15 protein-coding genes are annotated in these 15,143 nt (G+C 64.3%); 4 read left to right on the plus strand and 11 right to left on the minus strand.

Going from position 1 to position 15,143, the window contains the following annotated elements; genetic code table 11:
* Nucleotides 1–65 precede the first annotated feature (65 nt).
* A complete protein-coding gene (locus CXZ10_RS21550) occupies nucleotides 66–593 on the minus strand; it encodes a hypothetical protein (RefSeq protein WP_180335961.1) in 528 nt (175 codons plus the stop codon).
* Between the two features lie 226 nt (nucleotides 594–819).
* Here CXZ10_RS21550 and CXZ10_RS11525 point away from each other — a divergent pair, with 226 nt between their 5' ends.
* Nucleotides 820–1,941 (plus strand): AI-2E family transporter, encoded by a 1,122-nt coding sequence (locus tag CXZ10_RS11525; RefSeq protein ID WP_180335962.1) that lies wholly within the window; start codon nucleotides 820–822, stop codon nucleotides 1,939–1,941.
* 56 nt (nucleotides 1,942–1,997) lie between these two features.
* Here CXZ10_RS11525 and CXZ10_RS11530 read toward each other — a convergent pair whose 3' ends face one another.
* Entirely contained in the window at nucleotides 1,998–2,501 is a 504-nt protein-coding gene (locus tag CXZ10_RS11530; RefSeq protein WP_101289400.1) for a sigma-70 family RNA polymerase sigma factor, read from the minus strand.
* Nucleotides 2,498–2,707, minus strand: a complete 210-nt coding sequence (locus CXZ10_RS11535) for a NepR family anti-sigma factor (RefSeq protein ID WP_101289401.1) — start codon at nucleotides 2,705–2,707, stop codon at nucleotides 2,498–2,500. Before CXZ10_RS11535 ends, CXZ10_RS11530 begins: the two co-directional genes overlap by 4 nt.
* 220 nt (nucleotides 2,708–2,927) lie before the next feature.
* Between CXZ10_RS11535 and CXZ10_RS11540 the strand changes: the two genes are divergently transcribed.
* Nucleotides 2,928–3,731 (plus strand): response regulator, encoded by an 804-nt coding sequence (locus tag CXZ10_RS11540; RefSeq protein ID WP_101289403.1) that lies wholly within the window; start codon nucleotides 2,928–2,930, stop codon nucleotides 3,729–3,731.
* A 56-nt stretch (nucleotides 3,732–3,787) separates the two neighbouring features.
* Nucleotides 3,788–5,173: a sensor histidine kinase gene (locus tag CXZ10_RS11545; protein ID WP_143741521.1), complete on the plus strand. Its 1,386-nt coding sequence runs from the start codon at nucleotides 3,788–3,790 to the stop codon at nucleotides 5,171–5,173.
* Here the strand turns inward: CXZ10_RS11545 and CXZ10_RS11550 are convergent.
* The 8 genes from CXZ10_RS11550 to CXZ10_RS11585 form a co-directional block, all read right to left on the minus strand.
* Nucleotides 5,149–6,522 carry an FGGY-family carbohydrate kinase gene (locus CXZ10_RS11550; RefSeq protein WP_101289408.1) on the minus strand — a complete coding sequence of 458 codons (1,374 nt, stop codon included), beginning with the start codon at nucleotides 6,520–6,522 and terminating at the stop codon, nucleotides 5,149–5,151. The genes CXZ10_RS11545 and CXZ10_RS11550 overlap by 25 nt on opposite strands.
* A 25-nt stretch (nucleotides 6,523–6,547) precedes the next feature.
* Complete coding sequence (locus tag CXZ10_RS11555; RefSeq protein WP_101289410.1) at nucleotides 6,548–7,564, minus strand: ABC transporter permease; 1,017 nt, start codon at nucleotides 7,562–7,564, stop codon at nucleotides 6,548–6,550.
* Nucleotides 7,561–8,541, minus strand: a complete 981-nt coding sequence (locus tag CXZ10_RS11560) for an ABC transporter permease (protein ID WP_101289785.1) — start codon at nucleotides 8,539–8,541, stop codon at nucleotides 7,561–7,563. Before CXZ10_RS11560 ends, CXZ10_RS11555 begins: the two co-directional genes overlap by 4 nt.
* Before the next feature lie 55 nt (nucleotides 8,542–8,596).
* A complete protein-coding gene (locus CXZ10_RS11565; protein ID WP_101289412.1) occupies nucleotides 8,597–10,120 on the minus strand; it encodes a sugar ABC transporter ATP-binding protein in 1,524 nt (507 codons plus the stop codon).
* 292 nt (nucleotides 10,121–10,412) lie between these two features.
* Nucleotides 10,413–11,408, minus strand: coding sequence for a rhamnose ABC transporter substrate-binding protein (rhaS, locus tag CXZ10_RS11570; protein WP_101289414.1), 996 nt, complete (start codon nucleotides 11,406–11,408; stop codon nucleotides 10,413–10,415).
* A gap of 51 nt (nucleotides 11,409–11,459) precedes the next feature.
* Nucleotides 11,460–12,272, minus strand: coding sequence for a DeoR/GlpR family DNA-binding transcription regulator (locus CXZ10_RS11575; protein ID WP_101289416.1), 813 nt, complete (start codon nucleotides 12,270–12,272; stop codon nucleotides 11,460–11,462).
* A 77-nt stretch (nucleotides 12,273–12,349) separates the two neighbouring features.
* Nucleotides 12,350–13,195 (minus strand): rhamnulose-1-phosphate aldolase, encoded by an 846-nt coding sequence (gene rhaD / locus CXZ10_RS11580; protein WP_101289417.1) that lies wholly within the window; start codon nucleotides 13,193–13,195, stop codon nucleotides 12,350–12,352.
* Between the two features lie 6 nt (nucleotides 13,196–13,201).
* Nucleotides 13,202–14,470, minus strand: coding sequence for an L-rhamnose isomerase (locus CXZ10_RS11585; RefSeq protein WP_101289419.1), 1,269 nt, complete (start codon nucleotides 14,468–14,470; stop codon nucleotides 13,202–13,204).
* Nucleotides 14,471–14,824: 354 nt separating this feature from the next.
* Between CXZ10_RS11585 and rhaM the strand changes: the two genes are divergently transcribed.
* A complete protein-coding gene (rhaM, locus tag CXZ10_RS11590) occupies nucleotides 14,825–15,139 on the plus strand; it encodes an L-rhamnose mutarotase (RefSeq protein WP_101289421.1) in 315 nt (104 codons plus the stop codon).
* Nucleotides 15,140–15,143: the final 4 nt, after the last annotated feature.

Genomic DNA, 15,143 nt, shown 5'->3' on the forward strand with positions numbered 1-15,143 from the left:
GGCGGCGGCAAAGCCGCCACGCCGCTTCAGCCGAGGCATATCGATGCCGAGAAGACGCGCGAGTATCATGCCCGCGAACCACCGCGCGAGGCGAGGCCGAGCAGCAGGCCGACGCCCAGAGCGATGGCCATGGCCGTTACCGGCCGCTTCGCCGCCGCTTCGGCAATCCCATCGATGCCTTCTTTGCCGAGCGAACTTGCGCCGCTCAGGGCCGCGCCGAGATGATCGGCGGTGTCGGCACCGGTCGCCTTGACGGTTTCCACCGCTTCCGAGGCCTTGGTCCCGGTCTTGGCCGCGAACTCGTCCATGATGCGTTTCATTTGGGAAAGCGCCTCCTGCGCCGCTACCGCCACGTCACCCGCCTTGCCTGCCAGGTCGCTGCCGGCGGCGCCGAGGTCCTGCTTAATTTTCCGGGCATTTTCAGCGACGATCTTGGCGCCGGAAGGTTCGGACATGCCGAGGTCCTCGCGGACTTCGTCTGCCGTATCGGAAATGGCTGCCTTGGCCGACGAGATCGGCGGGCCAGCCTCCTTCTTGATCTTGTCGGCCGCGCCGGGACCGGTCTTCGGGGCCGAGGGGTCAGGAGTTAGCATTGGCTTTGTCCTTTCTTGTCAAAGGCTCGAGAGCGCGGGAGGCCGAGGCGTGGCCAGCCTGCTCCGATCGGGCATCCGGGGAGACAACGTCCAATGCTGCCGAGGGTTCCCAAGTTTGGCCTTGCCTTCGGTGCGAATGCGAGGAACCGGACTCTCATTGGCGCATTGTGAGGAATACTGCGCCGCGTTCGTTCGGGACGCGGCGCCCAGTCGACGGAGTACCTCCTTGAAAGACATCGCTCGCCGGACGGTCCCTGACCGGCAACTGCCTGAGGACGGGGTAGGTGAGGAAGATTCCGGCTGGCTGCAGACACGCCGGGCGCTGGCCGAGCTGTCGATCATCGGGCTGTTCGTGCTGGCCCTTCTGGTTGCCCTGCACGCCGCAGCCTCGCTGGTGGTGCCCATGGTCGCGGCGATCATCGTCGGTAGCGTCGTGGCGCATGCCGGTGATCGCGGCCAGCGCATCGGCATTTCGCCCATGGTGGCGGGACTGGCGCTGACCGCCATACTGGGCGCAGGCATGTTCCTGCTGATCGAGGTCATTGCCGAACCGATCTCGACGTTGATCGAGCGTCTGCCGCAGGTGTTGCCGCGCCTTGCGGGCGCCCTGAGCGATGTTCTCGAGCCGTTCACCACACTGCAGGCGCGGCTCACCGGCGGCAGCACCGGCCCCAATGGGGAAATGGCCAGTCTGGAGAAGATGCTGGGATCGCTGGATCTGGGGCTCGTCGCCGGCTTCCTCGGCGGTCTGACCCCGGCCTTCGGCGAGTTCCTGATCTTTCTCGCCACCCTGGTGTTCTATGTGGCTGGGCGGGCTCAGCTCCGGCGGCAGTCGATCCTTGCCTTCGTCGGCCGGGAAGAGCGCCTCGCCGCCATTCGCATCTTCAACGCCACGGAAGCGTCACTGACCCGCTACTTCGGAACCACTACCATCATTTACGCCAGTGTTGGCATTGCTACCGGCCTGATCGCCCTCACGGCCGGGCTGCCGGCGCCCATCCTCTGGGGGCTGTTCGCTTTTGCCATGAGTTTTGTGCCGTTTCTGGGACCGGCCATCGTTTCGATGGCCATCGCGTCCGGTGGCCTGCTGCTCGACCGCGACGTGTTGTCCGCCCTCTGGCCGGTCGGCGCGTTTATGGTGGTCCACCTCATCTGCGAGAACGCCGTCGTTCCGGCGGTGCTGGGGCGTCGCTTCGAGATCAACCCCTTCCTCGTTTTCGTGGCGATCATCTTCTGGACGTGGATGTGGGGCGCCATCGGCGCCATTCTGGCCGTGCCGCTGCTGCTGATCGCCCGCACCATCCGCAGCGAGCTCAAGGCCGAGACGCGAGCACCGCTGCCGTCCTGACATGTCATGGAAAGACCGGCGGAACGCACCGGTCTTTCCATCTTGTCGGAACGAGATCAGAGATCGGCGGCACTCTGGATCGCCATGAGCTGCATCAGCTTCTGGCGTGCGCGGTTGACGCGGCTCTTGATTGTGCCGACGGCACAGCCACAGATCTCGGCCGCTTCCTCGCAGGAGAAGCCCGAGGCCCCCACCAGGATGAGCGCTTCGCGCTGATCGTCCGGAAGCTTTTCCAGGGCCGCGCGAAAGTCGGCAAGGTCGAGGTGGCCGTCCTGCGCCGGCGCCGAGACCAGCCGAGCCGCCGCCTCGCCGTCGCTGTCCTGAACCTCGCGCCGCGCCTTGCGATACTGGCTGAAATAGGTGTTGCGCATGATGGTGAACAGCCAGGCCCTGAGACTGGTGCCTGGAATGAAGCTGGCATGGGCGCCCCATGCCTTCATCACCGTCTCCTGCACGAGGTCGTCGGCGTGATCGTGGCTGCCGGAGAGGGAAATGGCGAAGGCACGCAACGACGGAAGCTCCGCCAGGAGTGCGGACTTGAAGGCCGCGAGTGCTGTCATTGATCGCCACTCCCGTCGGCGCGTTCCGACAGGCCCTCTCGCTCCTTTCGTTCGGCTTTCTCGAGCTGGTCGAGCAGCAGGGTCAACTTCTCGGGAATGGGTTCGGACAGGATCGAGCCATAAAGCTTCTTGAGCTGATCACCGAGGTGGGCCTGAATCGGCGGTTCTAGGGCGGGGCGCTCCGACGTTTCTTTTTTGTCTGACATGGCAGCTCTTTCAGGACGACTCCAAGACAACAGTCCTATCGACGATCTCACGGCGAAGACTGCATATTCGCATCTTGTGCTGAACGCGGATGACAGGCTCCGGTTCCGATCCTGTTACAAAAATATCCGCTAGACGGGGAACCGGTTATCCCCTCCGACGTTTTTACGCAGGATAGCTTTCTGTAATTGATTATCCGTCCAAGCGTTGGAAAGGCTTCTCATGTCTATAACGGCCCTGATCGCCCCGCAGCTTCCCCTTCTCCGTCGCTATGCGCGGGCATTGAGTGGCAGTCAGGCGAGTGGCGACAGTCACGTCGTGGCGATGCTGGAACAACTGATTGCCGACCCGGAGGGTTTCGATCAGTCTCTCGATCCGCGTCTTGGCGTCTACAAGCTGTTCTCATCGGTCTGGAACGCCAATCCGATGAACTACATCAAGGTGGACGAGCTGAGCGAACGCCCGGCCGCCGACCGTCGCCTGGATGCCATCACGCCGCTGCCTCGGCAGGCTTTCCTCCTGACCGCCATGGAAGGGTTTTCTCCATTTGACGCCTCGCGCATTCTCGACGTTGGACCGGAGGCATTCTCCGCCCTGTTGTCGGAAGCGGCGCGGCAGATCGGCGAGCAGGTCGCCTCGCGCGTTCTCGTCATCGAGGACGAGCCGCTGATCGCCATGGATCTCGAAGGACTTGTCGAGGGATTGGGTCATACCGTGGTCGGCAACGCACGCACGCGGGACGAAGCGGTTGCCATGGCCCGTCGCGAGCGCCCGGGGCTCATCCTCGCCGATATTCGCCTGGCCGACGGCTCGTCGGGGCTCGATGCCGTCAACGACATTCTCACCAGCTTCGAGGTGCCGGTGATCTTCATCACGGCCTATCCGGAATCGCTGCTGACGGGCGAGCGACCCGAGCCGACCTTCCTGATCGCCAAACCGTTCCGCGAGGAGATGGTAAAGGCAGTGATCTCCCAAGCCTTGTTCTTCGACAAGGTCGCCTCGCTGCGACTGAAGGACAGTGCGTGACGTTGGTCGGTCACAGGTGAGCTTCCGATCGTCGTTCGTCTGACGCGGAGGGCAAGGTGCAGCCCGATGACCTCGATACACTCAGGACGCTGGCGAGAGTCATGACCGTTGCCGCCTGCGCCTCCGTGTCGGCGGGTCTCGTGACTTATCTGTTTCGCATGCGCTACCGCGCCGGCGGGCTGATGGGAACATCCGCCTTGCTGTGCATTTTTGTGCTGGCGATTGCCGTGGGCGCCATCAGCCGGCTGTTGCCTGGAGCAACCGCCGGCGGCATCCTGCTCCTGCTGGAAGCGGTGACCGCCATCGTCGCCTTCGTCGTCGGAATCGCCATATGGCCGATGATCCCGAGGCTCGTGGGGCAGCCGACGCGCCAGGAGGCCAACGAGGCCAATGCCTTGCTCATGGAAGGACAGGCAGCGAACAGACGGCTGATCGATCAGTTGAGCGACCTCAACCGCGATCTCGAAAGCCGCGTGGCCGGGCGGACCGCCGAGCTGGAAACCGTCCAGCATCGGTTCGAGATGGCGCTCGATGGCTCGGACATCTCCATTCTGGAACTCGATGCCAGACTCGTTTTCACCTGGGTCTACAACCCGCCCCGTCCACTGACCCAGGCCGACGTTCTTGGACGCCAGCCGGCGGATCTTCTGCCGCCGGTTGAGGCCGCCGAGCTCATCGCCATCGTCAGGCGCGTTCTGGCCGGCGGCGCGCCGGAACGTTTCGAGATTTCCTTCACATTGGGAGGGCGGCAGCGGTGGTTCGAGGGCTTCATTGAACCGGTGATCGTCAACGGCAGCGTCACCGGCGTGCTGACGGCGGCCATAGATGTTTCCCGATACAAGGAACATGAGCGGGAGATGCGCGACATCCTGCGTGAACTCACCCACCGCTCGAAAAATCTTCTGGCGGTGGTGCAGGGCATCGCACGGCAAAGCGCCGAGGGGTGCCCCGAGGCGGCTGGCTTTCTTGCTCCCTTTGGCGGCCGCTTGCTGGCGCTCTCTGCAGCCCACGAACTTCTGGTACAGAACGGTTGGCGCGGCATTCTGCTCGACGAGGTCGTGACGCGCGCCTGGGCCGATGTGGGGGGGACCTCGACCATCCGCGTCGACCTCGACGGTCCGCGCGTCCTGCTCGGTCCCGATGTCGCGCAGAACGTGATGCTGGGCGCCCACGAACTGGTGATGGCGGCAGCGAAACAGCCGCCGGATCGCGTATCGATATCATGGGCCATGCTGCCCGACGGCGGCTTCCGTCTGGAATGGCGCATGTTCGGCACCGAAGCCGTCGAGATCAGCGACTTCGGCCAGCGTCTGCTGCGTACCGTGCTGCCCGTCGTGCTCGATGGCGAGGTGACGGCGCTCGACATCTCCGAGGCTGGTTTTGCCTATGGGGTAAGGGGGCGGATCGGGCCGCAGCTTCAGCTCGCCCAGCGGTCCGCATAGCTCTCGAGGTCAGAGAGATCGTAGATACCGGCGACCGGTCGATCAGCCGGCAGGTCGGGGCGACCATCCCGGCCGAGTGTCAGCATGGCCGCGCCGGTCGAGGTGCCGGTGGCGCCGGCGGCCACCAGCACCGGCTGCTGGGTGAGCGACTGCAAGGCTTCGGCGAACAGCCTGTCGCGGCCGAACGGTCCTTCAAGGATGATGGGCCCGGCCGCGCCGGCAACGGCCATGGCTGACCGCGCCACCATCGCCAAATAGAGGCTGACGGCGGCGGTGCGCATGCCAGCGGCGAGCGAGGCTGGATCGGTGCTCCATCGACCCTTGCCGTCCGGAAAGGGGCCGCAGCCGGGAACGAACGTCGGGTGCACCATGACGCCTTGGTCCAGCACGGCGCGCACGTCGTCCGCGCTGGGTTTTTGGGCGCGACCTTCCGTCAATAGATCGAACTCCCGACCGCCCATGAAGCGCGCCGACGGAACTGGATTGCCGAAAGCGTCGACATTGCAGAGACCGTCACGCCGGGCGTCGAGGGAGGAGGCATTGCCGCCGACGGCGAAGATGATCACCCAGGTGCCGGTCGAGAGCACGGTGAACGGTGGTTTGCGGCTGAGAAGATGCGGCAGCAGCGATGCGTTAGAATCGTGGATGCCGCAAAAGACCGGTGTATCCGGCGAAAGGCCGGTTCGGGCGGCGATGTCCGCCGTTACCGTGCCGAGCCGGTCGAATGCGGAGCAGAGGGGAGCGAACAGCCTGTTCCAGCCTTCCGACCTGGCGAGGGAGGAATAGTCGCGCTTCTCAGGCGCCCACAGGTCGGTATGCACCCCAAGCGAGGTTCGCTCGCTTGCCAGCACGCCGGTAAATCGGAAAGCCCAGTATTGTGGGTAGGGGACGATGGCTGTCACCTTCGCGAAGCTCTCGGGAAAGGTTCTTGCCTGCCAGAAAATCTGCGCTCCGGCGTTGAGGCCGCCGGGCAGGCGCGGGGTGAAACTCTCGGCAAAGGCAGGACGAGCCTTCGCATAGGCGTCATCGAGGACGTCAGGCCCGTGGAACTCGTAATCAAGGATCGGCAGCGCCAATCGGTCGCCGGCCAGCAGCGTAAACGTGGCGCCGTGCGTGGTGAAGGAAAGGGCGTCGATCCGCTGGTCAGCCGTCGCCTCCTTCAGCGTATCGAGAAAGAAGGTCCACATGCCTTCGACGTCATAGTGGGGGTAGGGTGACGCATCGACGACGGCATTCGGTCGCGTGCGGACGAACACATCGTCGCCGGTATCGAGGTCGTGGACCACCAGCTTGACGTTGGTCTTGCCCACGTCGAGAACCGCGATGAACCTCGGCGTCGTCGGCTTCATCTTCTTCCCCTGTCTTCGACGCGCTTCAGCGCGTGGCGCGGCGGCGGTTGTTGATGCGCTGCACGACGAGCGGCAAGGCGATGACCAGGATCAGCATCAGGCCCATGAAGATGCTCATGACGATGCCGGGCACGTTCAAAAGGCCAAGGCCGAAGGTGACGAGCCCCATCACAAAGGCGGCGATCACAACGCCGAGGATGTTGCCGGTACCGCCGTTGATGCCGACGCCGCCGAGCACGGCCATGGTCACCGCGTCGAGTTCCCAGCCGACGGCGATCGACGGGCGGGTCGAACCGAGCCGCGATGTCAGCATCACCGAGGCAAGGCCGGCGGCGACGCCGGTCATCAGGAAGACGATGAACTTGATGCGCCTGACCTTGACGCCCGAGAAGCTGGCCGCCAGCGCGTTGTTGCCGACGGCGTAGACCTGGCGGCCGAAGATCGTCTTGTGCAGCACGATGCCGGCGACCACTGCCAGCCCCAGGAAGGTGACGAACTCTATCGAGAAGATCCAGAAGGCATAGCCCTGGCCGAACACGGCAAAGTCGGCCGGGTAATTCTTGTAGACCTGATCGCCGAGCACGACGTAGGCGATGCCGCGATAAAGGCTCATGGTGCCGATGGTGGCGACGATGGCCGGCAGGCCGAGCTTGGCCACCAGGACGCCATTGAACAGGCCGCAGCCAAGTCCCACGCCGAGACCTGTGAGGAACAGTACCGGCGTGCCGGCGCCTGCTTCGGCGGCGGCACCCATGGCCGTCGAGGCCAGCGCGATGATCGAAGCCACCGAGAGGTCGATCTCGCCGGTGATGATCACGAAGGTCATCGCCAGCGCCAGGATGGCCTTTTCGGTGAAGTTGAAGGTCGCGTCCGACAGATTCCACGGATCGAGGAAATAGGGCGAGGCCAACGAGTTGGCGATGGCGATGGCGATCGCCACGGTCATGAGAAGCGTCTCCCAGCTCTTCAGGGCCCGCTTGAACGGGCTGTCGAGGCGGTCGGGAATGTGGCGCGGCGTGAGGGCGGCGGATTGGTCGCTCATAGCGGAAGCTCCTTGCGGCGCAGGATGACCCGGCCCTTGACGCGCTCGCCGCGGGCATTGATGACCACGGCGGTGATGATGATCGCGCCCGAGATCGCCATCTGCCAGAAGGGCGAGATGCCGATCACCGGCAACGCATTCTTGATGATGCCGAGGAACAGTGCCCCCAGCACGACGCCGCCGACCGTGCCGACGCCGCCGATGGTCGAAACGCCGCCGATGACGCAGGCGGCGATGGTGTCGAGCTCGAAGCCGGAGGCCACGTCGACATAGGCGACGGCATAGCGCGACACCCAGAGATAGCCGCAGAGACCGGCGACCGTGCCCGACAGCACGAAGGCGAGGAAGCGCGTCTTGCCGATGTCGATGCCGGTGTAGACGGCGGCGACCGCGTTGCCGCCGGTGGCATAGAAGGCGCGACCAAGGCCGGTGCGGGTGAACAGAACGGCGGCCAGCAGGATGGCGAGGAGGCCGGCCCAGGAGAGCACGGGCAGGCCGAGGATCAGCGTGCGCGGCAGCTCCAGGAAGGCTGGCGACATCTCATGGGCGTTGACCCAGGCGCCGCCGGATTCGACGAAGGCAAGGCCGCGGAAGATGGTCATGGTGCCGAGCGTCACCACGATGGCCGGGATGTCCAGCCACCAGACCAGGAAGCCGTTGATGGCGCCGAGCAGCATGCCCATGCCCAAGGCGATCAGGATCAGGACCACGACCGGCAGGCCGGGCATCAGATGATTGAGCATGGCCACCGTCATGCCGGTCAACGCCACGTTGGCCGCCACCGACAGGTCGATCGACTTGGTCAGGATCACCGCCGACTGGCCGAGCGCCATCATGATCAGGATCGAGGTGTCGTTGAAGACACCGGCAAGGTTCTTCGGCGTCGAGAAGGCGGGGAAGCGGGCCGTGATGGCGGCGAGCAGCAGGAGACAGGCCAGCACCAGGAGCGCTTCGCGCCGCGCAAGTAGGCTGCGGATGGTGTTCATCGGAAAAGCTCCGGGGCGGGAATGGCGGGACGAACAGAGCGACAGGTCACGCGGCGGCCTCCTTGTTGCCGGTGGCGGCGCGTACCAACGTTTCCGGCGTCAGGCCCTCGCGCTCGAACACACCGGCCATCCGCCCTTCGCGCATGACAATGACGCGGTCGCTCATGCCGAGGATCTCCGGGATCTCGCTCGACACCATGATCACGGCGAGACCCTCGACGGCGAGCTGGCTCATGAAGGCGTGCACGGCGGCCTTGGAGCCGATGTCGATGCCCTTGGTCGGCTCGTCGAGGATGATCACCTTCGGTAGCGTGGCGAGCCACTTTCCGATCACCACCTTCTGCTGGTTGCCACCCGACAGCGTGCCAACCGGCTGACTGAGCGACGCCGCCCTGAGGTCGAGACGCTCGGCATACTTGCGGGCGAGGTCGAACTCCTCGGCCATGCGCAGGAAGTTGCGGCGGCTGGTGACCTTCAATGACGGCAGCGAGATGTTGGAGACGATCGACATGGCCGTGATGGCACCGTGGCGGCCGCGCTCTTCCGGCACGTAAACGATGCCGGCGTCGATGGCGTCGGACGGCGAGCGCACGGCGATCGGTCTACCTGACAGCGTGACTGTTCCGGCCGACGGACGGGTTACGCCGAACAGCGCCTGGCAGACCTCCGAGCGCCCGGCGCCGACAAGACCATAGAGTCCGAGGATCTCGCCACGCCTGAGCTCCAGCGACACCTGATCGAACTCGGTCGGGTGGCAATAGCCATCGACCTTCAGCACCACGTCGCCGATCTCGGCCGGCAGCTTGGGGAAGGCCTGTGTCACGTCGCGGCCGACCATCAGCTTGACGAGATCGTTGTGCGACACCTCGTCGAGTCGGCCGGCGCCGACCTGGCGACCGTCGCGGAACACGGCGAAATAGTCGCAGATCTGCCAGACTTCCTCGAACTTGTGGCTAATGAACAGGATGGCCTTGCCGGCCTTCTTCAACCTGTCGATGATGCCGAAAAGCTCCTCGACTTCCTTGTAGGAAAGCGCGGCCGTCGGCTCGTCCATGATGACGATGCGGGCGTCGATGGAGAGGGCGCGGGCAATCGCCACCAGATGGCGCTGGGCGATGGAGAGATCCTTGAGGCGCGTTCGCGTCGAGATCGGCGCGTCGATGCCGTGCAGGATGGCGGCAGCGCGGGCATGCATCGCCGCCCAGTCGATCAGGCCGTAGCGGTTGCGCGGCTGATGGCCGATGTAGATGTTCTCGGCCACTGTCAACTCGTCGAACAGCACCGTTTCCTGATGGATGGCGGTGATGCCGAGCTCCTGCGCCGCCTCGGCGGTCGGAAGCTCCACCGTCTTGCCGTCGATCTCGATGTTGCCGCCGTCCGGCTGGTAGATGCCGGTCAGGATCTTGACCAGCGTTGATTTGCCGGCGCCGTTCTCGCCAATAAGGGCCGTGACATGGCCGGGGCGAAGTTCCAGCGCCACGTCGGACAGCGCCTTGACGCCCGGAAAGGTCTTGGAGATGCCCGTCATCTTCAGGATGGGCTCGGTCGTGGATGTGTCCGTTGGAAGCATGACGTTGTCAGGCGCTTTGCTGCTGGAGGCTTGGGCCCCGAGGCGGGGCTAGGACTGGGCCGCGGGCGGACCCTCTTCCTGTCCCTCCCCCACAAGGGAAGGGGACCCTGCACGATCCGCCGACTGCGCCGGAGGGAAGCGCATCGGGGTGGACGACGGAGGCCGATGGAGGGAGTCCCGTTCGGCGGCGACCGGCGTCCCCTCCGCCTTGTGGGGGAGGGACAGGAAGAGGTGTCTGTTCGGATGCCGGTTCCGGACCCGAACAGAACGGGCCCGGAACACTGTTGTCAGATCAGAAGATCTTGGCGAACTCGTCGACGTTGCCGGCGTCGTAGACGAACGGGTCGGCCATCGCTGCCTCGTTGTTGGCGTCGAGCTTGATCTTGCCCATGCGGCCGATGGAGATCTCGGCGTCCGGCTTGGCTTCGGCCTTGCCGGCCTTCAGCTCATAGGCGATGTAGGTCGCCGAATAGCCGAGGTCGATCGGATTCCAGATGGCGAAGGCCTTGGACGAGCCAGCCTTGACGTGACCGGCCATCTCCGACGGCAGTCCGAGACCGGTGACGTTGACCTTGCCGACGAGGCCGGCGTCTTCAACGGCCTGGGCGGCGGCGACGATGCCGACCGACGTCGGGGCGATGATCGCCTTGAGGTTGGGATACTTGGCGATCAGGCCCTGCGTCTCGCGATAAGACTTGTCGGCGAGGTCGTCGCCGTAGACCGTGTCGACGAGGTTCACGTTGGCGTAGTTCGGCAGGACCTTCTTCATCTCCTCGATCCAGATGTTCTGATTGGTTGCCGTCGAGGCGGCCGAGAGGATGGCGACGTCGCCCTTTTCAGAACCGAGACCGTCGGAGGCCAGCTTGACGCACATGTTGCCGATCAGCGGGTTGGACGACGGGTTGAGGTGCATCAGGCGGCCTTCCGGCGCCACGCCCGAGTCCCAGGAGATGACGGTGATGCCGCGCTGCATGGCCTTCTTGAGGGCCGGCACCAGGGCGTCCTTGTCATTGGCCGAGATGGCGATGGCGTCGACCTTCTGGGCGATCAGCGAGTTGATGACGTCGATCTGTGCCTCGGCGGTCGAGGTGGTTGGACCGGTATAGATGATCTCGACGTCGCCGAGTTCCTTGGCTGCTTCCTGGGCGCCCTTGTGGGCGGCGTCGAAGAAGCCGTTGCCGAGCGTCTTAACGACCAGAGCGATCTTGACGGCTTCGGCATTGGCCGGACCGGCCATCAGGGCAATGGCGGCGGCCGTGGTAACGATCAGTTTCTTGAACAGGGTCATCTGGGTCTCCTCCCGTTTCGACCTTCCGTCGACCGCCGCCTCTTTCCTCAATCAGGCGACGGTCGGGGATTGCTGGGTGTCTTCTTTTCGGTCCGTGGACGCGACGATCAGCCCGATGCCGGCGGCTTCCACCATCCGCCGGTCGCGCTCGTCGATGCCGTCGTCCGTGATGATCGTGCTCACCCGTTCGAGCGGGCAGAGGATCAGGCTGGACCGTGTCTTGAACTTGGAACTGTCGACCAGAACGACGAGTTCGTCGGCCTGGCGCATCAGCCGCTGCTCGGACTGAATGATCAGCGAGTCCGATTCCATGATGCCGAGCGGCGACACGCCGCGGGCGCCCATGAAGAAGCGGCGGGCGTAGAAATGGCCGGTGCCATCGCTATCGAAGGGCGACAGGATGATGTTCTGCTCGCGATAGACCGCGCCGGCCGGCAGCATCACCGTGCATTTGGAATGCTTGATCAGATGCTCGGCGATCGGGAACGAGTTGGTCATCACCTGCAGGCGCATCTGCGCGAGGAAATGCACCATCGGGAAGGTGGTGGTGCCGCCGTTGATGGTGATCGCTTCGCCGTCGTGGCAAAGCTTCACCGCCTCGCGGGCAATGGCGCGCTTCTGCGCCGAGTTGACCGTTTCGTCGGCCCGGAACGACCGGGCGGCGAGAACGCCAATCTGCGGCGGGTGCAGCGCCTCGGCACCACCGCGCACTTTTTTCAGGCGGTTCTGGAGCGCCAGCGCGCTGATATCGCGGCGGATCGTCGCCTCGGAGGCGTCGGTCAGCTCGACGATATCCTGCACCGTCAGGATCGGACGTTCCTGGACGGCGGAAAGGATGATGCGATGGCGTTCGCGTTCATGCATGGTTGTCTCGGCTCCGAGGTTGGGGCTGGGACGATGGCGCGCCGGCGCCGCTGGGGCAAGCGCCGGCGCACGGGAGATCAGTCGGCGAGCCTCCAGCCGTCGAGAGCCATGGCCTCCGGCTGCGGCACCACCTTGAAGCGGGCGGCAAGGTCGATCAGATCCTGCGTCGACATGGTCTGGCGCGGTCCGCCCATCGACAGCACCTTGACCAGGATCTCGGCCGCCTTCTCGGCAGTGTCGATCAGGCCGAAGGCGTCATCGAGCGTCGGACCGACGCCGAACACGCCATGGAACGGCCAGAGCACCAGCGGCCTTTTCGCGAGCAGCCGGGCGGTGGCATCGCCCATCTGGTCGGTGCCGGGCACCAGCCAGGGCATGGTGCCGACGCCGTCGGGGAACACCACCAGGCACTCGGTGGAACCTTCCCAGAGGGCGCGCGTCACGTTGGCGTCGTTCCATTGGAGCACATAAGTCAGCGCGATCAGGTTGGTGGCGTGGCAGTGCAGCACCACGCGATCGCTGCCATTGGTGGCATTCTGCCGGGCGATATGCCCCTTGAAATGGCTGGAGAATTCCGAGGTCGGCCCGCCGCCGTCGCGATAGCCCCACAGCACTTCCAGGAAGCTGCCGTCGGCACCGACGCGCACCACGCCGAGATTGTTCTCCGGGTCGAGCTGGACGTTGCGGAAGAACTTGCCGGTGCCGGTGACGATGTAGCTCTGGCCGGCGATGGCCGGCAGCGGCTCCGTCATCGGCAGCCGGCGCGGCTCGCGGATACCGGCGAGATAGGGCGCGAGGTCGTCGTCGGTCAGGCGCAGGCTGATGTTGCCGCCGTTGCGCTCGTCCCAGCCCTTGTCCCAGCAGTCCGTCGTGGCCTTCACCATCGCCTTGACGAACCAGGAATCGATCATATTCGCAGTCATAGTGGCTCAGGACTCCCGCTTGGCGAGCACGTCGCGCTCGTAAGCCTTGACAATGTCGAACCAGGCGGCGCCGACCGGCACGTTCCGGCTTTCGCAATAGTGATCCCAGACGGCGCCCCAAGGGCTCGTCTTGTGTTCCTCGAACAGCGCCATGCGCAGCGCATAATCGCCGGACGCTTCGGCGGCCTTGAGCTTGGCCGCCGGCTCCAGCATGGCCTTCATGAGCGCCTTGCGCATGTTGCGCATGCCGATCACCCAGGCGGCGATGCGGTTGATCGACGCGTCGAAATAGTCGAGGCCGATGGCCGTGCGGTCGAGCATCTTGCCGCGCACCAGCTCGTTGGCGATGGCCTGCAGCTCGTCGTCGAACAGCACGACGTGGTCGCTGTCCCAGCGCATGGGACGCGACACGTGCAGCAGCACGCGGTCGACAAACTGGAAGACGGCCGACAGCTTGTCGGACACCACCTCGGTCGGGTGGAAATGGCCGGCGTCGAGGCAGAGCATGGTGCCGCGCGTCGCCGCGTAGCCCATGTAGAACTCGTTGGAGCCGACCGTGTACGCTTCTGCGCCGATGCCGAACAGCTTGCTTTCGACGGCGTCGTAGTGGAATGCCGTGGAGATCTTCTCCGCGATCACCTCATCGAGGGCGTCCTTCAGCGTTTCGCGCGGCCCGTAGCGGTCGAACGGATAGTCTTTCGAGCCATCGGGAATCCAGATGTTCATCACCGACGCCTTGCCGAGAGACCGGCCGAAATGCTCGGACACCTTGCGGCTGGCCTTGCAATGGTCGATCCAGAACTGGCGGATGCCGGCATCGGGATGGCTGAGCGTGCGATTGTCGGCGCTTTTAGGGTGCGAGAAGCACGACGGGTTGAAGTCGAGGCCGAGGCCGCGCTCCTTCGCCCAGTCGACCCAGCGCTGGAAGTGCCTGGGCTCGATGGCATCGCGTTCCACCTTGCGATCGGCTTCGAGGTAGAGAGCATGCAGGTTGAGCCGCTTGGCGCCGGGGATCAACGACATCGCCTTGTCGAGGTCGGCGCGCAGCTGATCGGCATTACGGGCGCGGCCGGGATAGTTGCCGGACACCTGGATGCCGCCGGTGAGCTCGCCATCGGGATTCTCGAAGCCCTTGACGTCGTCGCCCTGCCAGCAGTGCATCGACACGGGAACGGCATCGAGCTTGGCGAGAACCGCCTCGGTGTCGATGCCGTCGCGGGCAAAGTGCTCGCGGGCCAGTTCATAGGCTTTGGTGATCGGCGATTGTTCGGACATGACCGGCGGTTTCCTCCCATTGGCTCCGCTGCGAGATAACAATCATATTTCGTCATAAACGATCAAGTGTGATCATGGCTATGGGTTTCGGCCATCTCACTTGAGTCGACGGCATGGTTCACCATTTCTCTATTGAAAACATGGAAATATTCGGGAGATCCCTCAGATCTTGGCGTAGGATTGCGTATCGACAAAAGTTCTAGGGAGCAGTTGGAAACCACACCCTACTGGTCAAATGGTCGTTGTGGGATTGAAAGTGATCGGATTTGCGTAAAGTGCACACTGGAATCGACCGGATGAGATTGAATATGATCCGGTCAAGGCGCGATGCCGCGTCGGCAGGGAGGAAACACCGTGATCAGAAAAGCCTTCGTCATGTGGGTCAATCCGGACGCCCACGCCGAATACAAGCGGCGCCATGACGAGATCTGGCCGGAGCTGGCAACCGTGCTCAAGGCGCACGGGGCTCACAACTACGCCATCTATCTCGATCCGAAGACGTCGATGCTGTTTGCAACTGTCGAGATTGAATCCGAGGAACGCTGGAATGCCGTCGCCTCGACGGTTGTCTGCCAGAAGTGGTGGAAATACATGGCCGACATCATGCCGTCCAACCCGGACAACAGTCCGAGATCTTCGGACCTCCGCGAGGTGTTCTTTCTCGACTGACGAC

The sequence above is a fragment of the Pleomorphomonas diazotrophica genome, from assembly GCF_002844595.1.
Classification (GTDB): domain Bacteria; phylum Pseudomonadota; class Alphaproteobacteria; order Rhizobiales; family Pleomorphomonadaceae; genus Pleomorphomonas; species Pleomorphomonas diazotrophica.